Here is a 22046-nt window from a genome sequence, read left to right as displayed (position 1 = left end):
GTTAATGTGGGGTTAAGGCTGCTGCGAAACAATAGCCTCCATGCTCGTTCAATTTTCGCAGCGGCTGGCCGCCCTTGTTGGCGGCCAGCGCCGTTCCTCTTCTGCTGATGGCGTCTGTCTGGCAGCTATCACCCCTTCGTCTTTGCCTGCCAAGCATCCAGCTTGGCTGGTGTTGTTGGTCAGTGCTTGGTTGGCCACTGTATGTAACGTCGCCCTATGGCGTGAGGTCGGCAGCCTGTCTAGCAGCGCTGGGCTGCGCGGCTGGATGTTTATCCTTGCCTTTGGCGTGATCGTGGCCGCTGGCAACGTAGCGGTGCTCAGTTTGCTCACTTGGGGACGGGCCACCAAGGCGGTGTTGGTCAGTTTTGTGCTGATGGCCGCGTTTGGTAGCTACTTTATGCTCAACTATGGCATCGTCATTGATTCGAGCATGTTGACCAACGTGCTGCAAACCGATGTACGTGAAGCAGGCGACTTGCTCAACTGGCGCTTGCCTGCCACCGTGTTAGCGTTGGCAGCGCCGCCTTTGTGGTGGGTTTTGCGCCAGCCCATCCGCCGTTTGGGCGTGCTGCGCCATCTGGCCCACAATGTCGGCTTGTTATTGGCCGCTGTAGTGGTGCTGGTGGCGGCGCTGTTGTTGGTGTTTCAAGATTTTGCCTCTACCATGCGCAACCATACGCAGTTGCGCTACCTGATCAATCCGCTCAACAGCGTGTATGCGCTGGTGCATCTGGCTTCCAAACCGCTGCGCATGGACACCAGCACGCTGCTGCCGCTGGGGCGCGATGCTCAACTGGGGGCCAGTTATGCCGGACAAGCCCAGCCACCGCTGCTCATGTTGGTGGTGGGTGAGACCGCCCGCAGTGTCAATTTTGGCCTTAATGGCTATACACGCAACACCACGCCGCTATTGTCGGCGCGCACCGATGTGATTAGTGCGCGCAATGCGTGGTCTTGTGGCACCAGCACGGCGGCCTCGCTGCCGTGTATGTTCTCACACCTAGGCCGTGAGGGTTTTGAAGGCCGCAAGGCCAATTTTGAGAGCCTGATGGATGTGCTACACCATGCCGGGCTGGCCGTACTCTGGGTAGATAACCAATCGGGCTGCAAAGGCATTTGTGACCGCGTTGCCCAAGCCAGCACCAGCCAAGAAAAAGACCCAGAACTGTGCCCTGCTGGTGAGTGTCCCGACACCATCATGCTGAAAAACTTGGAAGCCCAAATCGCCGCCCTGCCCGCAGAGCAACGCGCCCGTGGCGTGGTGGTCGTTTTGCACCAAATGGGCAGCCACGGCCCAGCCTACTTCAAACGCTCCAGCAAGGCGCAAAAAGCGTTTGGGCCAGAATGCACCTCCAATGCCCTGCAAGAGTGCGGACAAGAGCAGGTGGTTAACGCCTACGACAATAGCATTGTGGCCACCGACGCTTTTCTGCACACCACTATTGAGTGGTTGCAAGCCCGCTCAGCGCAGGCCGCCACCGGAATGGTTTATGTGTCAGACCACGGAGAGTCTTTGGGCGAAGGCAACATCTACCTACATGGCCTGCCCTACCGTATTGCCCCCGATGTGCAAAAGCAAGTACCGTGGATTACTTGGCTGTCGCCCGCCATGCAGGCACGCCAGCACATAAGCACGGGCTGCTTGCAAAAAGAATTGGCGGACAAGCCCATCAGCCACGATGCCTATTTTCATTCAGTGCTTGGCCTGATGGACGTGCAAAGCACGGTGTACCAAAGCAGCCAAGACATCTATGCCCCCTGCCGCAGCGTGCCCACAGCCAAGGCCAGCAGCTAAAGATGGGTGCGGCCATTGCCCGTGCGCACCAGTGCGAGATTGGCAATGGGCTACATTGCGCCATTTTGCCTACCGTGAGGATGCCATGAGCCACAAGCCGCCGCTGATTTTGTCTTCTTTGGATTTGGATCGGATCGAAGCCCTGCTGGCGGGCATTCCCTCCAGTGCCTTGGCGGGCAAAGCCGAGTTGCAGGCAGAACTAGACCGCGCCGATGTACTGGCACCCGAAGAAATGCCGCCTAATGTGGTCACTATGAACTCTACCGTGCAGTTCACGATCGTAGAGACGGGCAAGGAACTGCGTTTAACGCTGGTCTATCCGCGTGATTTGGATGGCAGCGCCGACAAGGTGTCGATTTTGGCCCCCGTGGGCAGCGCGTTGCTGGGCTTGTCGGCAGGCGATGAGCTGGCTTGGCCCGGCCCCGGCGGTAAAGCCATGACCGTGCGCGTGACCGACATTTTGTACCAACCAGAACGCGCTGGGGAACTGCACCGCTAGACTATGCACCACAGCAAAGTTCCGCTCACTTTATTTGAATGTGAAACGGGCGATGGAGCCTCAGGCCAATAACTCCAACCACGCCACCAACAAGCCCATGCCAATCAAACTGGCCTGCCAGCGCCATGCCATGCTCCATGCAGGCACTCGGGATTCGACCCGCTGGTACAAGATGCGCCCCACCCGCAAGGACAGCCCAAAAGCCAGCAGCAGACCCGCACTATTGGCCAACAAATCTTGCGGCCAAAAATAGCTCACCACGGCATTGGCCAACAGACAAACCGAAAAATGCACCAGAAAAATAGAGTACGACATCTGCCCCCAGCGCTGTAATAAGGCCATGCCAGACCAACCAGAAACGGCGAGCGGACGACGCATCAGCAGCACCAACCCCAACGCCGTGCCTAAGGCTACAGCGATGCGCGCCCGAAACTCTAGCCCCAGTGCCAGTGCGCCCAGCAACGCGATACCTGCCAGCCACAGGCCGGGGCGCGAAGCATGTACGGCCCAATACGACAACATGCCCAAGCCATAGGCACCAAAAAAATACCAGCCCCACGCGTCCCAAGCCGGGTCTCGGTTGAAAAAACACAAGGAGGCTGCCGTGAACACCAGCACCAGCACCGTACTCACGGTAGCTGCACTGCGACGAGGTAGCCCCGGCCAAGCCCGTACCCCAGCAAGCAATACCGTGCTCAGGGCAAACAGTTGAAAATCAATGGCCACATACCAGACCCCGGCAGAAAGCGCCTCCTCACCCACCACATCCTGTAACAGCAAAGCATGGGCTAGGAGTTGCGCCAGCGAAGGGGCCTCAGGCACGCTGGGATGGTCAAACCAAGGCCGCACCAAAGCAGCCACCACAATAGCCAGCAACAACGCCACGGCATAGGGCACCAGCAGGCGCACAAAGCGGCGCAGCAGTTGCGCGCCCACGCTGTCAAAACGCGCTACCCGCTGCGGTGCCAAACTGGCTGCCGCCAAATAGCCGCCCAGCACCAAAAAAACTTGTACCGCCATGCGAGCGTTGTCGTACAACCACTCCATCAGGGTCGGGGCTTGGAGATGCACCACATCGGACATCGGCCCATAAAACGCGAGGTGGTGCCAAACAATGGCAGCACAGGCCAAGCCCTTGATGGCATCCATCAAGGGGTTACGAGAGAGGGGGGAATTCATAAACAGGCTGGCTGAGAGGCCGCTACACCGAGAAAGCAAAAGCCCCCGTTTAACGCCCCAGTTTGTCATCTGGTTGACAAACTAGGCTGGCGCAATTTTTGCTTGTTTCTGGTGCAAAGTTGGTGCTATGCACCAAAAACGTCGTTTTTTACCTCTTGCGAGGCCGCGAGAAAGTCATGGAATCACTCAAACAGGGCACAGACACCCTTTTCATCTTGCTAGGTGCCATCATGGTGCTGGCAATGCACGCTGGGTTCGCATTTTTAGAACTGGGCACGGTGCGCAAAAAGAACCAAGTTAATGCTCTGGTCAAGATTTTGGTCGATTTTTCGGTCTCTACCGTAGTCTACTTTGCTGTGGGCTACGGTGTGGCCTATGGCACCCACTTTTTTGTCGGTGCCGAGGTGTTGGTACAGAAAAATGGCTTCGAGCTGACGCGCTTTTTCTTTCTACTGACCTTTGCCGCCGCCATTCCAGCCATCATCTCCGGTGGCATTGCTGAACGGGCTAAGTTCTGGCCGCAACTGATCGCCACCGCCGTGATTGTCGGCTTGGTCTATCCCTTCTTTGAAGGCATTGTCTGGAATCAGCACTTTGGTGTGCAAGAGAAAATCAAGGCCCTGACTGGCGAGGAGTTTCACGACTTTGCTGGCTCGGTGGTGGTACACGCTGTGGGCGGCTGGATCGCCTTGCCTGCCGTGCTGCTGCTGGGCTCGCGTGCCAACCGCTACCGCAAGGATGGTGCCATCTCGGCACACCCACCCTCGAATATTCCGTTCTTGGCCTTGGGCGCTTGGATTTTGATTGTCGGCTGGTTCGGCTTTAACGTGATGAGCGCACAAACGCTGGACAAAATTTCTGGCTTGGTGGCCGTCAATTCTTTGATGGCGATGGTGGGCGGAACCCTAGCGGCCTTGGTGCTGGGCAAGAACGATCCGGGCTTTGTCCACAATGGCCCGTTGGCGGGCTTGGTGGCAGTGTGTGCAGGTTCTGACCTGATGCACCCACTGGGGGCGCTGGTGGTTGGTGCCATTGCGGGCAGCATTTTTGTGCAGATGTTCACGCTCACACAAAACAAGTGGAAGATTGACGATGTGCTGGGCGTTTGGCCCCTGCATGGCTTGTGTGGTGCCTGGGGCGGCATTGCCGCTGGCATCTTCGGGCAATCGACCTTGGGGGGGCTAGGCGGCGTGAGCTTCTGGGGGCAACTGATGGGCACAGCCATGGGCGTGTGCTGGGCCTTGCTGGGGGGTACGCTGGTATATGGTGCGCTCAAGGCCACACTGGGCCTGCGCCTATCGCAAGAAGAAGAATTTGATGGGGCCGATTTGTCTTTGCACAAAATCAGTGCCACCCCCGACCGCGAAGTGAGCTGGTAAACCCCAAAATGGTGCGAACAGCCGCCATCACCTTGGCTGCTGCGCTTGCACCCAAATGGTGATGGTGCGCTGATCGGTCAGGGTGCGAACTTGCTGGTAGGCCACTTCGGCCTCTGGAAAGCGACGGCGCAACAAATTGAGCCACTGTTTGAGGCGACCCGCCCGCTGACGCGGTTCTAAATGGTTGCAGACCAATTGCCAGAAGCTGGCAAGGTGGGGCCACAGATCAGGCCATTGCACTGGGGCTAAAGCTGCCTCTGGCACTTGACCACTAGCGGCAGCATCCGCAGCGCGGATAGCCAGTGCCAGCCCCGGATCAGCCACCATGCCACGCCCCAGCATCAGGGCATGGCATCCGGACACCGCCCGGCAACGCTGGGCGTCTTGCACCGTCCAGATTTCACCGTTAGCTACCACCGGCACCGACACGGCAGCCTGAATGGCCGGAATCTGCTCCCAATAGGCGGGGGGGCGGTAGCCGTCTTGCTTGGTGCGGGCGTGAACCACAATCTCACAAGCTCCATTGTCGGCCATAGCTTGGGCGCACTCACGCGCCAAGCTGGCATCGTGGTAGCCTAGGCGCATCTTGGCCGAGACTGGCAGTTGCGTGGGCACAGCGCGGCGCACGGCGGCCACCAGTAGGGCAATATGCTCCGGGTCTTGTAGCAGCGCAGCACCACCACCGTGGCGGTTGACCACCTTGGCTGGGCAACCAAAGTTTAAGTCGATGCCTTCGGGGCCAAGAGCCGCCAGACGCGCCGCATTTTCGGCCATGCACACCGGGTCAGAGCCGAGCAGTTGCGCCCGCACTGGCACCCCGGCCAGCGTGCGGCTGCCGTGGTGCAACTCTGGCACATAGCGCAAGAACACCTTGTCGGGCAGCAAAGTGCCGGTGATGCGAATAAATTCAGACACGCAACGATCCACACCACCCACGCGGGTGAGTACATCGCGCAGCACAAAATCAAGCAAGCCCTCCATGGGGGCCAAGAGCAAAGGCATAAAAAAAATCAGAAAAAAGGGAGAGTGCCAAGGCTTTACTGGCGGCAAGTATCGCATTCATCAGAACGTCATTCAAAGACGATGCAATCGTTGATCTTCCCATCCAAATGATTGACTTTCATGCAGTTGCACAAAACTGAAAAAGCTCATCAAGAACTCTCATCCGGTATGCGTACCCTAGGGCTGCGTGAGCGCTCGTTGTTGCTGCTGGCCGGTAGTAAGCCGACCTCGACCTTGCAAGCCATGTACGACGGTATGGGTGCGCAAATTCTCGAAAGTCTGTTGCACCTAGGCTACCTCACAGACAACACAACCCATGTGCCAATGCGCACTGAGCTATCGCTGGCCGGTGCGCGTATGTACCTGTTTGACGTTTGCGAGCGCATGTTCGCCCGCCGCCATCCTGATTTGGCCCACCACCTGCGCACAACCTTGCGCAATGCCCGCGATGGTGACACCCTGCGCCATGTGGCCGAAGAACTGTTTTCCCAAATCACGCACCATGCTGGCGATGAGTGTGCTGCATCCCTGCGCGCCCAGATGCCTGCGGCATTGACCTCTCCAGCACTCAATGAGAAGACAGGTTGAAAATGATGAAACAAGTCCCCACTGACAAAGGATTTCACTTCATCAGATTGTCATTCAAGGGTGATGTAATCGTTCTTTTACTTGCCCCCACGGTTAATTTTCATGCTGTTGCAGAAAACTGAAAAAGCCCACCAGGAACTCTCACCCGGTGTGCGCACCCTGAGCCTGCGTGAGCGTTCGTTGCTGCTACTGGCCGATGGCAAGCCGGTATCGGCCTTGCAGGCCATGTACCACGGCATGGGCGCACAAATTGTCGAGAGCCTACTGCACCAAGGCTACCTGACGCGTACCAGCCAAGCCCATGCCCAAACCGAACAAGCAGCGGTGCAGCGCAGCGAGTTGTCACTGGCCGGGGCGCGCATGTACCTGTTTGATGTCTGCGAGCGCATGTTTGCCCGTCGTCATCCTGATTTGGCCCACCGCCTACGCACAGCACTACGCAATGCCCGCGATGGCGACACCCTGCGCCATGTGGCCGAAGAACTGTTTGCCCAAGTGACCCACCATGCGGGCGATGAGCGCGCGGCATCGCTGCGCGCCCAAGTGTCTGCGGTATGGGCTGGCCCAGCGCCAGAAATGGCGCTGGAATCGTGCTAAGAACCTGCTCTCAAGCGCTCAGGCAGGCACCAGCCGCCACAGTGAGGTAACTTCAGCGGCCCGGGCTGCGTGCAGGGGGTCGCTGCTGTCTTGCACCTTGGGGTGCTGCGGACGCACATCGCGGCGCTCTAGCACGCGCAAGCCTGCCTCGGCGATCCAGCCCAATAGCTGCTCACGCGGGCGCAAGCCTAGGTGTTCGGCCAGATCCGACAAAATCAGCCAGCCCTCGCCACCGGGGGCCAAGTGTGCGGCTAACCCGGCCAGAAAGCCACGCAACATACGGCTGCCTTCGTCATAGACAGCCTGCTCTATCGACGAGTTGGGCCGGGCGGGCAGCCAAGGGGGATTGCACACAATCAATGGCGCTTGCCCAGCGGGGAACAAATCCACTGCTTCTACTTGCACCTGTGCTGTCAGGCCCAAACGCTGGAGGTTGTCTTGCGCACAGGCCAGCGCGCGCGGGGCATTTTCGGTGGCCACGATGTGACGCACACCCCGACGGGCCAGCACAGCGGCCAGTACGCCGGTGCCGGTGCCAATATCAAACGCCAGCTCTTGCGAGGGCAAGGGCGCTTGCGCTACCAGATCAATGTACTCGCCACGCACGGGGGAGAAGACACCGTAATGTGGATGAATACGCGCATCTGCGCCCAAGGCGGCAATCTCTACCCCCTTTTTTCGCCACTCATAAGCGCCAACCAAGCCTAGCAACTCGCGCAGCGTGACCACTTGGGCTTCGCCCGTGGCTTCACCCCAGGCTTGCGTGCAGGCTTGCACCCAATCGGGGGCACGGCGCAAGGCAATGCGGTAGTCGCCCTCCAACTGAATGACGATGGCCGCCAGCGTGCGCGCGCGCTGCGATTGTGCCTGCCGGTGCAGGTGGAACGCCTGCTCTGGCGTGGCTTGGGCGCGTTTGCTGGCACTGCGGGCCGCCGCCTTGGCTGGCTTGCGATCGACCCGGCGCATCAGCGCCTGCAACAGCAAGCGGGCGTTCTGAAAATCACCACGCCACAGCAGGGCGGTGCCTGCGCAGGCATGGCGGTAAGCGGTGTCTGCCGACAAGGTGTCGTCGGCAAGAATCACGCGCTTGGGCGCGGGTGCGCCGCTTTCGGAACGCCAGCGCGCTGTGCGCACCTCGCCCTGTTCGTTCCATTCGATCATGGTAGCTTTCGGTAAAGTGGATTTCAGTTGAGGGAGCGCTTAAGGCGCACTTCTTCGATTTTCACGCCGCCCACCACAGCGGTTTTGGCGGTGGACATCTCGCGCTTAAAGCCCGCGAGTTCGTGAAAACGGATGGCGCGCTCGTTGCGCAGTGGCACCCAAGCGGTGACGTTGGTGCAGCCTTCTTCTTGCAAGCCTTCGCGGGCGGCATCCCACAAGGCCAAACCGACGCCCTGATTCCAGTGGCTGGGGGCGGCATAGATAGCCCAGATTTCACCTGTGGTGGGGCGGGACTTTTCATCGCGGGAGCGGTCGTAGCCAACAAAGCCGACGATTTTGTCGTCTTCTACAGCCACCTGTACCTGCGGCTCGCAGTATTCGATGGCTTCGCGCCAATAAGCTTGGCGTCTCTCCACCGACATGGTTTTGAGATGCTCATCAGGAATCAGACCCTTATAAACTGTTTGGGCCGATAGGGTATGGAGTTGAGCGATGGCTTTGGCATCGCGTAGCGTAGCGGGACGTACCTGAATGGACATGAAAAAACCGAACGAAAACAGGAAAAAATCAAAAGGAGCGGCATTGTCGCCGCAAATGGATTTCTAGCGGTAGCGCTCAAGGGCTTTAACCCGGTGACCATCACCAGAAAACTGCTGGCTCAAGCCGGCAGGCAGATGTTGCCAATAACGTGCTTGCAATTGGCGCTGGCAATGCACGCTGCCCGGCTGTGTTGAAGACCACTGGGCCGCACCACAGCGCACGGAATCAACCAGAGCAATACCACGCTCCTGCAAACGCTCTAGAACCTCTGGGGCTGGATGACCAAAACGGTTGCGGTAGCCGCTTTGCGCCCAAGCGCTGCGCGGCTGTACGGCATCCAAAAAAGCAGCACTGGATGAGGTTTTGCTGCCGTGGTGGGGTAGCAGCAACACATCGGCCCGCAGTGGAGCATTTTGTGCCAACAAAAACTGTTCTTGGGCGCTTTCAATATCGCCAGGCAACAACGCAGCTACCCCACTGGGAGCCACAATGCGCAGCACACAGCTTTGCGCATTGGTGCTACTGCGCGCCTTGCGCGCGCCTACGGTGGCTGGCGCAGCTTCTGGCGGCTGGGGGTGCAAGATGGAAAATTCAACACCATCCCAGCGCCAGCGTTGGCCCGCGACGCAAGGCGTAACAGGGCGCAGCGCCTGCAAGTCGGCCTCTTCGGTCACGGAACCAAGCAACTGCGCCTGCGGTTGTGCTTGCAGCACGGCCAGCGCACCGCCGGTGTGGTCGCTGTCACGGTGGCTGAGGAGTAGGGTATCGAGGCGCTCGCCCTGCGCACGCAACAGGGGCACCAGCACCCGGCTGCCCGCATCGCTGCCCGCGCTGGTGCGCGGCCCGGCGTCATAAAGCAGTGTGCGTGTGGCGGTGCGTACCAGCACCGCCGTGCCTTGGCCCACATCCACAGCCAGCAATTCAAACTGCCCCGGTGCCGGGCGCGGCGGCTGCCAAAAAAACACCGGAATCATCAGGGGCAACCCCAGCAAGCGCACCGGCCACGGCCAAGATAAAGCCAACAAGGTGCCGCCCGCCACCGCAGCCATGCCCGCCCACAGCGGTGCTATCGGCAGCCACAGTGCCGCCCAAGGCACGGCGGCAAACCACTCCAGCAAAAGCACCATCGCCTGCACGGCCATGGCCGCCAACTGCCACAGTGGTGCCCACACTACGCCCAAAAAGGCCAACGGCGTGACCACCAATGTCGTCCACGGAATAGCCAGCATATTGGCCCCAAACCCTACCAAAGAGACCTGACCAAACATCAACAATCCCAGTGGTGTCAGGGCCAGCGTCACCACCCACTGCTCGCGCAGCATGGACAAAAAACGGCCCACTACACTGGGCGAATCTGGCACGCCAGCGCCCGGATCGCTGGCAAACAAAATCCCCACGGCCACAAAACTGAGCCAGAACCCCGGCTGCCACAGCGCCCACGGGTCGGGCAACACCACAGCAGCACAGGTGAGCAACCAAACGTGGGGCCAAGGCCAGCGCAGCCCCCACAGGCGCAGCAGCGCCACTGCGCACAACATGGAAATCGTGCGCTGCGCCGGAATGCCCCAGCCACTGAACAAAGCATAGGCTGCCGCCAGCAACGCCCCACCCACCAGCGCCGCAGAAGGTGCGGGCAGCAGCAGGCACAGGCGCGTGGAGCGCCGCCACAGCAGCCGAATCAGCGCTGCTGCCAACCACGCAAACAGGGTAATGTGCAGCCCAGAGATACTCATCAAGTGAGAGACTCCGGTGGTGCGAAACAAGTCCCAGTCGGAGCGTTCAATGGCACGCTGGTCTCCGGTCACCAAGGCCGCCACCACACCGGCCACGCGCTGGCTGGCGGCATCAGCAGGGTTGGCAGCCAGTTGCGCCATGATGGCGTCGCGCACCTGCTGGCGGGCCTGCTCTACGGGATACTGGTAAGTGGCTGCCAGCCGCTGCGGTGCTGTGTCTTTTTTGCCTGCGCGCACATCGCCCACGGCTTGCACACCCTGCTCCCACGCCCAGAGTTCATAGTCAAAGCCATGTGGATTGCGCAGCCCATGCGGGGCTTTGAGGCGCACCGTCATTTGCCAGCGCTCGCCGGGACGCACCAAGGCCGGGGCTACGGTATCGGCGTCGGCACTGCCATGCTGTGGGCGGTGGTACCAACCCAAATCCATCAGCTCTGGCAAGCGCACCGCTTGGCCTTCCAGCGTGGCCGACTCCACCGCCAAGCGCAAGCGCTGCCCGCCCTCCAAGGGCTGGGGCATAGCCACTACCATGCCCGTGACACGGATATCGCGCCCTTCCAAAACTGGATTTAATGCCTGCGCGGTAAAGTGGCTGGCCCGCAGACCAGTGACAGCAAACAGCAGGAGGGCTGCAGCCAAGGCCCCAAAAACAGGGGTGCAAATCGTGCAGTTTTTGGCAAACCAGCGCCTCGTCCACCACAGCGCCAAGAGCAGCACCAAGCCTATCAAGGCCAAAACTTCATACCACTGTACAGGCCAAAGCTGGGCTTGGTTCACCTGCACCGCTGCACCGGCCAAACTACCCAGCAACAAGGCCAGAAAATGCCAAGGCCGTGATCGGGCTGGACAATCTGCCATCAAGTAGGAGGATGCAGTAATGGACGGAGTAGGGCTTGCATTCATGGCGGGCATCATCCTACGCGCCTGCTAACGCGATGGCGGCTGTGCCACACTGGCAATTTTATTTTCAACCCCTTTTATTACAAGGATTTCCTCCATGAGCGTTTACGACAAACTGCAAGCCCTGAACATCACACTGCCACCCGCAGCTACCCCGGCTGCTGTGTATGTACCTTTTGTGCAAAGTGGCAAGCTGCTGTTTTTGAGCGGCCATATTGCGCGCAAAGATGGTCAAGTTTGGGCAGCCCAGTTTGGCCGCAACATCAGCACCGAAGAGGGCAAACTGGCTGCCCGCGCCGTGGCGATTGATCTGCTGGGCACCTTGCACGCCGCCACTGGCGATCTGAACAAGATTGCCCGCATCGTCAAAGTGATGAGCTTGGTCAACTCTACCGCCGACTTTACCGAGCAGCACCTTGTCACCAACGGCTGCTCGGAGTTGCTGGGCGAGGTGTTTGGTGCCAAGGGCGTACACGCCCGCAGCGCCTTTGGCGTGGCGCAGATTCCGCTGGGAGCCTGCGTCGAGATTGAGTTGATTGCCGAACTGGCCTAAAACCACTTAAAACACTGCGGCGGCCAACCGTGGGGCCTGCACCCTAGGCGCACTGCTGGTAAACACCGACAGCACACGGGTTAATTGGTCGACCTGTTCGCGCAGGCTTTGTGCCGCAGCAGCGCTCTCTTCCACCAAGGCAGCGTTTTGTTGCGTCATTTGGTCTAGGCTGCCTACGGCTTGGTTGACTTGGGCAATCCCTGCATTGGCTTGGGTAGCAGCAGTGCTGATCTGGCCGATCATGTCATTGACGCGCTGCACCGCCTGCACGATGTCTTGCATAGTGGTGCCTGTGTCTTGCACCAAACGCGAGCCCTCCTCCACCCGATCCACCGAAGCGCCAATCAGCGCCTTGATTTCTCTGGCTGCTTGGGCACTACGCCCAGCCAAGCTGCGCACCTCAGAGGCCACCACTGCAAAACCCCGGCCTTGTTCACCGGCCCGCGCGGCCTCTACCGCTGCATTGAGCGCCAAAATGTTGGTCTGAAAGGCAATGCCGTCAATAACCCCAATGATGTCGGAAATTTTGCGACTGCTATGGTTGATATCTTCCATGGTGGAGACGACATGGGCCACCATCTGGCCACCACGTTGTGCCACCTCTGAGGCACCAGCAGCCAAGCGGCTGGCCTCTTGGGCACTGTTGGCGCTATGCTCTACCGTGCCCGCAAACTGCTCCATGGAAGCGGCTGTTTTTTGCAAATCGCTGGAAGTCTGCTCAGTACGCATGGACAGATCTTGGTTGCCCATCGCGATCTCGGCACTGGCCGTAGCAATGCTGCCAGCACTATCGCGCACCTGCTGCACCACCTGTGCCAAAGATTGCCCCATCGCCTGCAATGAACGCAGCAGCGCGCCAAATTCGTCTTGGCGGGCCACTTGCACCGAAGCCGTCAAATCGCCTTGCGCAATGCGCTCGGCCAAAGAAACCGCTTGGGCCAATGATTGCTGCATGTGCCGAATCAGCAGCCAAGCCCCCACCACCATCACCACAATAATGCACAACAACACTAGCCCGACCAGCACCAAAGTTTGACGCCGCACCTGTGATTGTTCTTGCTGCCAAGTTTGCAGGGCGTCGTGTTGCAACTGTACAAAACCTTTCAATGTTTGCAGATAGGCAGTGGTGGCTGGGTTGTACGACTGGGCAATCAGGGCCACCGCCTGCTCAGGCTGGCCGTCGGCCTTGAGTTGGCGGGCCTTAGCGCGCAACTCCAGCATCGCCTTGCGCGCAGCGCCCACCTTGGCCATCTGCTCGCGATCAATAGCGCGCAGATTCATGGCTTCAAGCGATTTTTGCAAAGTCGAAATCTGCATTGAGGTAGCACTGATCGTCTCTTTGAACACCACCTCTACCGCCGGATCGCTGCTAGTAACAATGGCCTGTGTGCGCGCTGCATTGGTCTCTGTGAGCCCCATCCAGCGGGTGGCAGTGTCCAACCGCTGGCTCAACTCTGCCGTCATGGCGTCATCTTGGGCCTGCTGCTGTATGACATGGCGGCCAATGAACCCCATCGCCAGCAGCATCAGAAGAATCACGGCTCCCACCGTCAGCCACAATTGCTGCGAAATTTTTGGTGTTTTATTCATGTCACTTCCTTGGTTTGGCCTCTAGCGTATTCACACGCAGCGGGCCACGCTAGTGGGCTTAAAGCCAAAATGGGCCTCTTTGCCCTTACGGCCACGCGGGGCTAGGGCGGCATTGAGCAAGCGCAGCTCCAGCACCTCCTCGCGGGGCTTGCCACCACGGCCTACGCCAGCGATACGAATACTGCGGCTATAGACGGCCACCCCGGCCAGCGTATCTTTGTCTTCTAAGGCCAGCAGCATCAAGCCACGCCCGCCGCGCTCTAAGGCTTTAAGCTCTTGGAGGTCAAAGGTCAACAGACGTCCGCCGCTAGAAATGCAGGCCACATGGGTGGCGGCAGCCTCTGTGGTTGGCGCAGTGCAGCCAGAAGCCACCACCGAGGGTAGGCACACCGTCTCCCCTTCGGCCAAGGTGATAAAGGCTTTACCGCCCTTATTGCGCGCCACCAAGTTTTCTACATTCGCCAAAAATCCATAGCCGCCACTGCTGGCCAACAACAGTTGCGCCTGTGCAGGGCCAGCAAAGTAATGGGCGATCTGGGTGCCCGCTTCTAGCTCGATCAGCGTGGTGATGGGCTGACCATCGCCGCGCCCACCGGGCAATTGCGCCACCGGTACCGAATAGACGCGGCCATTGGTGCCAAACACCACCAGCGTATCTACCGTGCGGCATTCAAAGGTGGTGTGCAGCCCATCGCCTGCCTTGAAGGCAAAACTGCCCGCCTCATGTCCATGCGCGTTGCGGGTACGCACCCAGCCTTTTTCTGACACCACCACCGTGACCGGCTCATCCACCACCTTGACCTCGACCACGGCTTTTTTCTCAGCTTGAATCAGGGTGCGGCGCGCATCGGCAAACTGCTTAGCATCTTGCTCGATCTCGCGCACCATCAGGCGGCGCAGCGTGGCCGGGCTGCCCAAAATATCTTCAAGCTTGCCTTGGCTGTCGCGCAGCTCTTGCAGCTCTTGCTCAATTTTGATGGCTTCGAGCCGGGCCAGTTGGCGCAGGCGGATTTCGAGAATATCGTCGGTTTGGCGCTCACTCAGGGAAAAACGGGCCACCAACGCGGCCTTGGGTTCATCAGACTCACGGATGATGCCAATGACTTCATCAATGTGCAGCAGCACCGTGTGCCGCCCTTCCAGAATGTGGATGCGGTCGAGCACCTTGTCTAGCCGGTGCTGGCTGCGCCGGGTAATGGTGTTTTGGCGGAAGGCAATCCACTCTTCCAACATGCGGCGCAGTGATTTTTGTACCGGCTTGCCATCTAAGCCCACCATCGTCAGGTTGATGGGCGCAGAGGTTTCTAAACTGGTATGCGCCAGCAGCGCCGTAATCAGTTCTTGTTGCGGTGTTTTGCTGGTTTTTGGCTCAAACACCAAGCGCACAGCGGCATCTTTGCTCGACTCGTCACGCACACCATCCAAGACCGCCAAAATGCTGGCCTTGAGCTGGTTTTGCTCTTGGCTCAGGGCTTTTTTGCCCGCCTTGACCTTGGGGTTGGTCAGTTCTTCAATTTCTTCCAGCACCTTTTGCGTGCTCACGCCAGGGGGCAACTCCGTGACCACCAATTGCCACTGGCCGCGTGCCAGTTCTTCTATTTTCCAGCGGGCGCGCACTTTCAGGCTGCCGCGCCCGGTGCGGTAGGCATCGGCAATATCGCTGGCACTGCTGATGATCTGGCCGCCACCGGGGTAATCGGGGCCGGGAATCAGGGCTTGCAACTCTTCTGCCGAGAGTTGCGGATTCTTGATGAGCGCCACGCAGGCATCAGCCACTTCGCGCAGGTTGTGGCTGGGGATTTCTGTCGCCAAGCCCACCGCAATACCGCTGGCCCCATTGAGCAAGGCAAAGGGCAGGCGGGCGGGCAACTGGTGCGGCTCCACGGTAGAGCCATCGTAGTTGGGGATGAAGTCGACCGTGCCCTCGTCAATTTCATCTAGAAGCAAGCGGGTAATTTTGGACAGACGCGCTTCGGTGTAGCGCATGGCTGCTGCGCCATCTCCATCACGCGAGCCAAAGTTGCCTTGGCCGTCAATCAGCGGGTAGCGCTGGGCAAAGTCTTGCGCCATGCGCACCAAAGCATCGTAGGCCGATTGGTCGCCATGCGGGTGAAAGCGCCCCAGCACATCGCCCACCACACGGGCGCTTTTCACGGGTTTGGGAGCCACATTGCCGGTGGGGCCAGAGTAACTCAGGCCCATGCGATCCATCGCGTACAAGATACGCCGCTGCACGGGCTTGAGGCCATCGCAGACATCGGGCAAAGCCCGGCCTTTCACGACGCTCAGGGCGTATTCGAGATAAGCCCGTTGGGCATAGCCGCCTAGGCTTTCAGGGTGGTCAGAGGCGGAGGCCGGGGATGCCGGAGGGTTCAGAAGATCAGAAATCATGTTGTGCATTCAGCCTATATATCCACTTCTACGCTGTCGCCGTGCAGCTCCATCAGTTCGCGGCGCGAGGCGGCCTCGCCCTTGCCCATCAGCTTGGTCAATAAGGCCACGGTAGCGGCAAAGTCCAGCGCTCCCAAATGCACCGGCATCAAGCGCCGGGTATCGGGATTGAGGGTAGTTTCCCAGAGTTGGTCGGCATTCATCTCACCCAAGCCCTTAAAGCGGCTGATGGTGCATTTGTCGCGTGGTACGCCTTCTTTGGTGCATTTGTCCAGAATGGCGGTCAACTCACCCTCGTCGAGCGCATAGAGTTTGCTGGCAGGTTTTTTTCCGCGTGCTGGCACATCGACGCGAAACAGCGGTGGCCGCGCCACAAACACATGGCCGGTATCAATGAGCTTGGGAAAATGCCGGAAGAACAGTGTCAGCAGCAGCACCTGGATGTGCGAGCCATCGACATCGGCATCCGACAAAATACAAATTTTCCCGTAGCGCAACCCCGACAAGTCGGGTTCATCTTCTGGGCCGTGCGGATCGACGCCAATCGCCACGGCAATATCGTGGATTTCGTTGTTGGCAAACAGCCGGTCGCGCTCTACTTCCCACGTATTGAGCACCTTGCCGCGCAGCGGTAGCACGGCTTGGTTTTCTTTGTCGCGGCCCATTTTGGCACTGCCCCCAGCGGAGTCGCCCTCCACTAAAAACAGTTCGTTGTAGGCAATGTCGCGGCTTTCACAATCCGTCAGCTTGCCCGGCAGCACGGCTACGCCGGAGCCTTTGCGCTTTTCTACCTTTTGCCCAGCGCGCTGGCGCGTTTGCGCGGCTTTGATGGCTAATTCGGCCAGTTTTTTTCCATATTCCACATGCTCATGCAGCCACAACTCCAGCACTGGGCGTACAAAGCCCGACACCAAGCGCACGGCATCGCGCGAGTTCAGGCGCTCTTTGATCTGGCCTTGGAATTGTGGGTCGAGCACCTTGGCACTGAGCACATAGCTGGCGCGGGCAAACACATCTTCGGGCATCAGCTTGACGCCCTTGGGCAAAAGGCTGTGCAATTCGATAAAGCTTTTTACCGCTTGAAACAGGCCGTCGCGCAGCCCCGATTCGTGGGTGCCACCGGCACTGGTCGGAATCAAATTGACATAGCTTTCGCGCACTGGCGCGCCTTCGTCGGTAAAGGCTACCGCCCATGCGGCCCCTTCGCCCTCGGCAAAGCTATCGTGGCTGCTATCGGCAAAGCCCTCGCCCTCCCACAGCGGAATCACGGGGTCGGCCACCAACGTTTGCATCAGGTAGTCGCGCAGACCGCCTTTGTATTGCCACGTTTGGGTGTCGCGGGTTTTTTCGTTGGCCAAGGTCACAATGACACCCGGCATCAGCACCGCTTTGCTGCGCAGCAGATGCACCAATTCACCCATAGGCAACTGGCTGGATTCAAAGTATTTGGCATCGGGCCAAACGCGCACCGTGGTGCCCTGTTTGCGCTCGCCCGCCTGCAAGGGGCGCACTTGCAAGGCTTCGACCACATCGCCCCCAGCAAAGGCCAAACAGGCCATTTGGCCCTCGCGGTGGCTGGTCACTTCGAGGCGGGTCGAGAGCGCATTGGTCACGCTCACGCCCACGCCGTGCAAGCCGCCTGAGAAGCTGTAAGCGCCGCCTTGGCCCTTATCAAACTTGCCACCGGCGTGCAGGCGGGTAAAAACCAACTCTACGACGGGGGCGTTTTCTTCGGGGTGCAGACCAAAGGGAATGCCCCGGCCATCATCTTCGATACTCACCGAGCCATCGAGGTGCAGGCTCACTTTGATCTTTTTGCCGTATCCGGCCAAGGCTTCGTCGGCCGCGTTGTCTAGCACCTCCTGCACGATGTGCAGCGGGTTGTCGGTGCGGGTGTACATGCCGGGGCGCTGCTTGACGGGTTCTAGCCCCTTGAGCACACGGATCGAACTTTCAGAATATTCAGGAAGGGAGGGAGAGGTAGGTTTGGCTGGCATGGGCGCGGATTCTAGGCCGTGGCGGCTACAGCACAATAACGCCGTTGCTATTACAGTTGCCCGATGCCTTCTTCGCCGTCCCCCCGCAAACTCTCCATGTTCCAAGTGCTGGCCTGTGGTGCCGCCATCGTTACCTTGTCGATGGGCATACGCCACGGCTTTGGCCTGTGGTTGCAACCCATCACGCAAGAGATGGGCTGGACACGCCAGTCATTTGCACTGGCCTTGGCGATACAAAACCTGTCTTGGGGGGTGATTGGCGTATTTATGGGCATGGCCGCCGACCGCTTTGGTGCCTTTAAGGTGCTAGTGGGCTGCTCGCTACTGTATGCGCTGGGGCTGGCAGGCATGGCTTGGTCGCCCAACACCACCATGTTTGCGCTCACAGCGGGGGTGTTGATTGGTGCGGCGCAAGCGGGCACCACCTATGCCGTGATTTATGGCGTACTGGGCCGCCAGATTGCCCCAGACAAGCGCTCATGGGCGATGGGGGTGGCAGCAGCCGCAGGCTCCTTTGGTCAATTCTTGATGGTGCCGGTGGAGGGCTTTTTAATCAATGCATTGGGCTGGCAACAGTCGTTGTTGGTGCTGGGGGTGATGGTGCTGTTCATCATGCCGCTGGCGTTGGGCCTGCGTGAGCCGGGCTTTCAGGGCAGTGGCGCAGCGCAGCGGGGGCAAAGCATTGCCCAAGCGATGGGCGAAGCGCTGCGCTACCCCAGCTTTTTGCTGCTCACGGCCTCTTATTTTGTTTGTGGCTTTCAGGTGGTGTTTATTGGCGTACACATGCCCAGTTACCTGCGCGATCATGGCCTCTCGCCTGATGTGGGCAGCCATGCGCTGGCGCTGATCGGCCTGTTCAATGTGGTGGGTACCTACCTGACTGGCAGCTTGGGCCAGCGCGTGCCCAAGCGCTATATTTTGGCCACCATTTATTTCACGCGCTCGGTGGCGATTGTGCTGTTTTTGTGGGCACCGTTGTCGCCTTGGTCGGTGTATTTGTTCTCAGCGGTGATGGGTACTTTGTGGCTGTCCACCGTGCCACCGACCAATGCCACGGTAGCGCAGATTTTTGGCGTGCAGCATCTATCTATGCTGGGCGGCTTTGTCTTTTTTAGCCACCAAGTGGGCAGCTTTATGGGCGTCTGGCTGGGCGGCTATTTGTACGACCAAACGGGCAGTTACAACATCGTCTGGGGCATCTCTATCGTGCTGGGGCTGTTGGCCGCCTTGGTCAGCTTACCCATCAAAGAGCAGGCCATTGACCGCCCAGCCATGCAAGGGGCTTGAAGTATGTCGGCACCCTCGTCCGCAGACTCTAGCGCTCAACTTGAGCACCAATGGCTCCCTTGGTTGGCCCGCATTGCTGCCATACTGGCATTGCTGGCCGTTTTTGCACTCTACACCCAGCCCGACTTCATGGTGCTGCTAGCCAATCAGGTCTGGTCGTGCTTTTGACTTGGTCTCTACAGCTATCGGCCCACCCGGCCTCTAGTTAGAATGCCCTTTTACCGTTTATCACTGCGGATATGACCACTTCCAGCGTCTCCCTTACCGGCAGCATTGTCGCCCTCGTCACCCCCATGCACGAAGACGGCAGCGTGGATTACCCCACCTTGCGCAAACTCATCGACTGGCACATTGCCGAAGGCACCGACTGCATTGGTGTGGTTGGCACTACGGGCGAGTCACCCACCGTCAACGTGCAAGAGCACTGCGAGATCATCCGCGTAGCCGTAGAGCAGGCCGCCAAGCGCGTGCCCATCATGGCGGGCTGCGGTGCCAACTCCACGTCTGAGGCAATTGAGCTAGCCAAGTTTGCCAAGGGCGTAGGTGCCGACAGCCAGTTGCAGGTCGTTCCCTACTACAACAAGCCCACGCAAGAGGGCCAGTACCAGCATTTCAAGGCCATTGCCGAGGCCACGGGCGATTTGCCCATCATTTTGTACAACGTGCCGGGCCGCTCGGTGGCCGATATGCAGCACGACACCGTGCTGCGCTTGGCCCAAGTGCCCGGCATCATCGGCATCAAAGAAGCCACGGGCAACATCGAGCGCGCCCAATGGCTGATCCGTGATGTGCCCCAAGGCTTTGGCGTCTATTCGGGCGATGATCCTACCGCTGTGGCACTGATGCTCTGCGGCGGTCATGGCAACATCAGCGTCTCGGCCAATGTGGCCCCACGCCTGATGCACGAGTTGTGCGCCGCAGCGCTGGCAGGCAATATTGCCCGCGCCATGCAAATCCAATTCCAGCTCATGCCCATCCACAAGCAACTGTTTGTCGAGGCCAACCCCATCCCGGTCAAGTGGGCTATGCAGCGCATGGGTCTGTGTGGCGGCACTCTGCGCCTGCCCATGACGCCTTTGAGCAGCAGCAACGAAGCCGTGGTCGAAGCGGCATTGCGCAGCGCCCAATTGCTCTAAGCCCTGCGCGTGCCAGCCTAAGTGTGCCTGCCTGTCTTTTCAAGGATTTCTGCGTGAAACCAACCCCTATTGCACGACTGGGCCTGCTGGGCCTGACGATTGCACTGTCTGCCTGCTCCGCACTGGAAAGCGACAAAATCAACTACAAGAGTGCCACCAAGGCTGCCACGCTGGAGGTGCCACCTGATTTGCAACAGCTCTCGCGCGACAGCCGTTATGCCGCCCCCGGTGGCGTGGTCTCAGCCAATGCATTGCAAACCAAGCAAGCCGTGCAGCCGGTAGGCCCGGCCACTGCAGTCAACAGCTTGGGCGATGTACGCATTGAGCGCGCAGGCAACCAGCGCTGGCTGGTAGTCAACCGCTCTGCCGAGCAACTGTGGGAACCTGTGCGCGAGTTCTGGCTCGAAAACGGCTTTGTGCTGGTGCAAGACCAAGCCAATCTGGGCATCATGGAAACCGATTGGGCAGAAAATCGGGCTAAGATTCCACAAGACTTTATCCGCAGTGCGCTGGGCAAGGTGCTGGACTCGATCTACTCCACTGGCGAGCGCGACAAATTTCGCATCCGCTTAGAGCGCAATGCCAATGGTGGCACAGAAATTTATGTCGCCCACCGAGGCATGGTGGAGGTCTATAGCAACAGCAGCAAAGATGCCACACACTGGCAACCGCGACAGGCTGATCCTGAGCTAGAGACCGAATTTCTGCGCCGCATGATGGTCAAGCTGGGGGCCAGCAAAGAGCAGCAGGCGCAAGCAGCAACGGTAGCTACTACCCCAGCTACCCCCACTGCGCGCCTCGAAACCGTCAACAATACTCCCGTGCTGCAACTGAACGAGGGTTTTGACCGCGCTTGGCGTCGGGTGGGGCTGGCACTAGATCGCACCGGCTTTACCGTAGAAGACCGCGACCGCAGCCAAGGCTTGTACTTTGTGCGCTATGTCCCGGCCAACGCCAACAAGCAAGAGCAGGGTTTCTTTAGCAAGCTGCTCAGTAGCACCCCCACCATCACGCCAGAAAAATACCGTATCGTCGTGCGCAGCGAGGGTAATGCTTCCACCATCTTGGTGCTCAATGCCAGCGGCGCTGCCGAAACCTCGGCCAGTGCAGCCAGCATTGTGCGCGTGTTAGCCGACGAGCTCAACTGACGCCTAAGTGGCCCCTCCCTTGTTTGGGAGGAGCATAAAAAAAGCCCCGTTGCGTGAGCACGGGGCTTGCTAGTTTCTGGGGCTTTAGCCCCAGAACAGCGCTTGCTTATTACTTAGCGGCAGCAGGAGCAGCGGCAGGAGCAGCAGCGGCAGCAGCAGTGTCAGCAGCAGCCTTGGCAGCATCGCCAGCGGCAGTAGCAGCACCAGCAGCGGCAGCACCAGCAGCCTTAGCAGCATCGCCAGCGGCAGTAGCAGCGCCAGCAGCGGCATCACCAGCAGCCTTGGCAGCATCGCCAGCGGCACCAGCAGCGGCGCCAGCGGCACCAGCAGCAGCTTGGGCGGCATCAGCAGCGGCAGCAGGGGCAGCAGCAGGAGCGGGGGCAGCAGCGGGAGCTTCTACGGGAGCAGGTGCTGGTGCGGGGGGAGGAGTTTCTTTTTTACCGCAGGCGGCCAGAGCGGCAGCAGCAATCAACGAAGCGATGACAAGGGTCTTGTTCATTTCAGGTTTCCTAGTTGGACAGTCAAAAACGGGGATGCCATCGCGTTGGGCTTGGCGCAGCCAACTACGCTT

19 protein-coding genes are annotated in these 22046 nt (G+C 59.4%); 10 read left to right on the top strand and 9 right to left on the bottom strand.

The annotated features are described in order from the left end of the window. The first annotated feature begins 40 nt into the window (after positions 1–40). A complete protein-coding gene (locus BMX55_RS13830; RefSeq protein WP_091458702.1) occupies positions 41–1795 on the top strand; it encodes a phosphoethanolamine transferase in 1755 nt (584 codons plus the stop codon). A gap of 85 nt (positions 1796–1880) precedes the next feature. After that, entirely contained in the window at positions 1881–2294 is a 414-nt protein-coding gene (gene rnk / locus BMX55_RS13825) for a nucleoside diphosphate kinase regulator (RefSeq protein WP_091458701.1), read from the top strand. A 60-nt stretch (positions 2295–2354) separates the two neighbouring features. On the opposite strand, the gene BMX55_RS13820 is transcribed toward rnk, so the two are convergent. After that, entirely contained in the window at positions 2355–3473 is a 1119-nt protein-coding gene (locus BMX55_RS13820) for an acyltransferase family protein (RefSeq protein WP_091458699.1), read from the bottom strand. A gap of 176 nt (positions 3474–3649) precedes the next feature. Between BMX55_RS13820 and BMX55_RS13815 the strand changes: the two genes are divergently transcribed. Next, complete coding sequence (locus tag BMX55_RS13815; protein WP_091458697.1) at positions 3650–4852, top strand: ammonium transporter; 1203 nt, start codon at positions 3650–3652, stop codon at positions 4850–4852. A 27-nt stretch (positions 4853–4879) separates the two neighbouring features. On the opposite strand, the gene BMX55_RS13810 is transcribed toward BMX55_RS13815, so the two are convergent. After that, positions 4880–5854 carry a tRNA dihydrouridine synthase gene (locus BMX55_RS13810; RefSeq protein WP_091458696.1) on the bottom strand — a complete coding sequence of 325 codons (975 nt, stop codon included), beginning with the start codon at positions 5852–5854 and terminating at the stop codon, positions 4880–4882. A 120-nt stretch (positions 5855–5974) separates the two neighbouring features. Between BMX55_RS13810 and BMX55_RS13805 the strand changes: the two genes are divergently transcribed. Continuing rightward, positions 5975–6442, top strand: a complete 468-nt coding sequence (locus BMX55_RS13805) for a hypothetical protein (RefSeq protein WP_091458694.1) — start codon at positions 5975–5977, stop codon at positions 6440–6442. Between the two features lie 102 nt (positions 6443–6544). Further along, positions 6545–7039 carry a hypothetical protein gene (locus BMX55_RS13800; RefSeq protein ID WP_091458693.1) on the top strand — a complete coding sequence of 165 codons (495 nt, stop codon included), beginning with the start codon at positions 6545–6547 and terminating at the stop codon, positions 7037–7039. A gap of 18 nt (positions 7040–7057) precedes the next feature. On the opposite strand, the gene BMX55_RS13795 is transcribed toward BMX55_RS13800, so the two are convergent. The 3 genes from BMX55_RS13795 to BMX55_RS13785 form a co-directional block, all read right to left on the bottom strand. Further along, positions 7058–8200, bottom strand: a complete 1143-nt coding sequence (locus tag BMX55_RS13795) for a methyltransferase (RefSeq protein ID WP_091458691.1) — start codon at positions 8198–8200, stop codon at positions 7058–7060. A 23-nt stretch (positions 8201–8223) separates the two neighbouring features. After that, positions 8224–8739, bottom strand: coding sequence for a GNAT family N-acetyltransferase (locus tag BMX55_RS13790; protein ID WP_091458689.1), 516 nt, complete (start codon positions 8737–8739; stop codon positions 8224–8226). A gap of 63 nt (positions 8740–8802) precedes the next feature. Next, positions 8803–11331 (bottom strand): DNA internalization-related competence protein ComEC/Rec2, encoded by a 2529-nt coding sequence (locus BMX55_RS13785; protein ID WP_091458688.1) that lies wholly within the window; start codon positions 11329–11331, stop codon positions 8803–8805. Positions 11332–11470: 139 nt separating this feature from the next. Here BMX55_RS13785 and BMX55_RS13780 point away from each other — a divergent pair, with 139 nt between their 5' ends. Beyond that, positions 11471–11926: a RidA family protein gene (locus BMX55_RS13780; protein WP_091458686.1), complete on the top strand. Its 456-nt coding sequence runs from the start codon at positions 11471–11473 to the stop codon at positions 11924–11926. Between the two features lie 6 nt (positions 11927–11932). On the opposite strand, the gene BMX55_RS13775 is transcribed toward BMX55_RS13780, so the two are convergent. The 3 genes from BMX55_RS13775 to BMX55_RS13765 are packed head-to-tail and all read right to left on the bottom strand — an operon-like array spanning position 11933 to position 17904. Next, positions 11933–13516, bottom strand: coding sequence for a methyl-accepting chemotaxis protein (locus BMX55_RS13775; protein WP_091458685.1), 1584 nt, complete (start codon positions 13514–13516; stop codon positions 11933–11935). 30 nt (positions 13517–13546) lie between these two features. Further along, positions 13547–15907 (bottom strand): DNA topoisomerase IV subunit A, encoded by a 2361-nt coding sequence (parC, locus tag BMX55_RS13770; protein WP_091458779.1) that lies wholly within the window; start codon positions 15905–15907, stop codon positions 13547–13549. A gap of 14 nt (positions 15908–15921) precedes the next feature. Beyond that, positions 15922–17904 carry a DNA topoisomerase IV subunit B gene (locus BMX55_RS13765; RefSeq protein WP_091458683.1) on the bottom strand — a complete coding sequence of 661 codons (1983 nt, stop codon included), beginning with the start codon at positions 17902–17904 and terminating at the stop codon, positions 15922–15924. Positions 17905–17967: 63 nt separating this feature from the next. On the opposite strand from BMX55_RS13765, the gene BMX55_RS13760 reads away from it, so the two are divergent. The 4 genes from BMX55_RS13760 (at position 17968) to bamC (ending at position 21475) form a co-directional block, all read left to right on the top strand. Further along, the gene (locus BMX55_RS13760) at positions 17968–19191 is read left to right on the top strand and encodes an MFS transporter (protein ID WP_177172918.1); all 1224 of its coding nucleotides are present in this window, start codon (positions 17968–17970) and stop codon (positions 19189–19191) included. A gap of 3 nt (positions 19192–19194) precedes the next feature. Beyond that, positions 19195–19359 carry a hypothetical protein gene (locus BMX55_RS16495; protein ID WP_177172917.1) on the top strand — a complete coding sequence of 55 codons (165 nt, stop codon included), beginning with the start codon at positions 19195–19197 and terminating at the stop codon, positions 19357–19359. Positions 19360–19430: 71 nt separating this feature from the next. Further along, a complete protein-coding gene (gene dapA / locus BMX55_RS13755) occupies positions 19431–20327 on the top strand; it encodes a 4-hydroxy-tetrahydrodipicolinate synthase (RefSeq protein WP_091458681.1) in 897 nt (298 codons plus the stop codon). 53 nt (positions 20328–20380) lie between these two features. Then, entirely contained in the window at positions 20381–21475 is a 1095-nt protein-coding gene (gene bamC, locus BMX55_RS13750) for an outer membrane protein assembly factor BamC (RefSeq protein WP_245751477.1), read from the top strand. A 109-nt stretch (positions 21476–21584) separates the two neighbouring features. On the opposite strand, the gene BMX55_RS13745 is transcribed toward bamC, so the two are convergent. Continuing rightward, complete coding sequence (locus tag BMX55_RS13745) at positions 21585–21974, bottom strand: hypothetical protein (RefSeq protein WP_091458679.1); 390 nt, start codon at positions 21972–21974, stop codon at positions 21585–21587. Positions 21975–22046 lie beyond the last annotated feature (72 nt).

The organism is Giesbergeria anulus, assembly GCF_900111115.1.
Lineage (GTDB): Bacteria > Pseudomonadota > Gammaproteobacteria > Burkholderiales > Burkholderiaceae_C > Simplicispira > Simplicispira anulus.
This window is presented reverse-complemented; position numbering and strand designations above follow the sequence as displayed.

What these genes read in the sequence shown, in the direction of transcription:
- BMX55_RS13830 (WP_091458702.1), top strand. Translation starts at nt 41, where the DNA reads ATGCTCGTTCAATTTTCGCAGCGGCTGGCCGCCCTTGTTGGCGGCCAG.
- rnk (WP_091458701.1), top strand. Translation starts at nt 1,881, where the DNA reads ATGAGCCACAAGCCGCCGCTGATTTTGTCTTCTTTGGATTTGGATCGG.
- BMX55_RS13820 (WP_091458699.1), bottom strand. Translation starts at nt 3,473, where the DNA reads ATGAATTCCCCCCTCTCTCGTAACCCCTTGATGGATGCCATCAAGGGC.
- BMX55_RS13815 (WP_091458697.1), top strand. Translation starts at nt 3,650, where the DNA reads ATGGAATCACTCAAACAGGGCACAGACACCCTTTTCATCTTGCTAGGT.
- BMX55_RS13810 (WP_091458696.1), bottom strand. Translation starts at nt 5,854, where the DNA reads ATGCCTTTGCTCTTGGCCCCCATGGAGGGCTTGCTTGATTTTGTGCTG.
- BMX55_RS13805 (WP_091458694.1), top strand. Translation starts at nt 5,975, where the DNA reads ATGCAGTTGCACAAAACTGAAAAAGCTCATCAAGAACTCTCATCCGGT.
- BMX55_RS13800 (WP_091458693.1), top strand. Translation starts at nt 6,545, where the DNA reads ATGCTGTTGCAGAAAACTGAAAAAGCCCACCAGGAACTCTCACCCGGT.
- BMX55_RS13795 (WP_091458691.1), bottom strand. Translation starts at nt 8,200, where the DNA reads ATGATCGAATGGAACGAACAGGGCGAGGTGCGCACAGCGCGCTGGCGT.
- BMX55_RS13790 (WP_091458689.1), bottom strand. Translation starts at nt 8,739, where the DNA reads ATGTCCATTCAGGTACGTCCCGCTACGCTACGCGATGCCAAAGCCATC.
- BMX55_RS13785 (WP_091458688.1), bottom strand. Translation starts at nt 11,331, where the DNA reads ATGGCAGATTGTCCAGCCCGATCACGGCCTTGGCATTTTCTGGCCTTG.
- BMX55_RS13780 (WP_091458686.1), top strand. Translation starts at nt 11,471, where the DNA reads ATGAGCGTTTACGACAAACTGCAAGCCCTGAACATCACACTGCCACCC.
- BMX55_RS13775 (WP_091458685.1), bottom strand. Translation starts at nt 13,516, where the DNA reads ATGAATAAAACACCAAAAATTTCGCAGCAATTGTGGCTGACGGTGGGA.
- parC (WP_091458779.1), bottom strand. Translation starts at nt 15,907, where the DNA reads ATGATTTCTGATCTTCTGAACCCTCCGGCATCCCCGGCCTCCGCCTCT.
- BMX55_RS13765 (WP_091458683.1), bottom strand. Translation starts at nt 17,904, where the DNA reads ATGCCAGCCAAACCTACCTCTCCCTCCCTTCCTGAATATTCTGAAAGT.
- BMX55_RS13760 (WP_177172918.1), top strand. Translation starts at nt 17,968, where the DNA reads ATGCCTTCTTCGCCGTCCCCCCGCAAACTCTCCATGTTCCAAGTGCTG.
- BMX55_RS16495 (WP_177172917.1), top strand. Translation starts at nt 19,195, where the DNA reads ATGTCGGCACCCTCGTCCGCAGACTCTAGCGCTCAACTTGAGCACCAA.
- dapA (WP_091458681.1), top strand. Translation starts at nt 19,431, where the DNA reads ATGACCACTTCCAGCGTCTCCCTTACCGGCAGCATTGTCGCCCTCGTC.
- BMX55_RS13745 (WP_091458679.1), bottom strand. Translation starts at nt 21,974, where the DNA reads ATGAACAAGACCCTTGTCATCGCTTCGTTGATTGCTGCTGCCGCTCTG.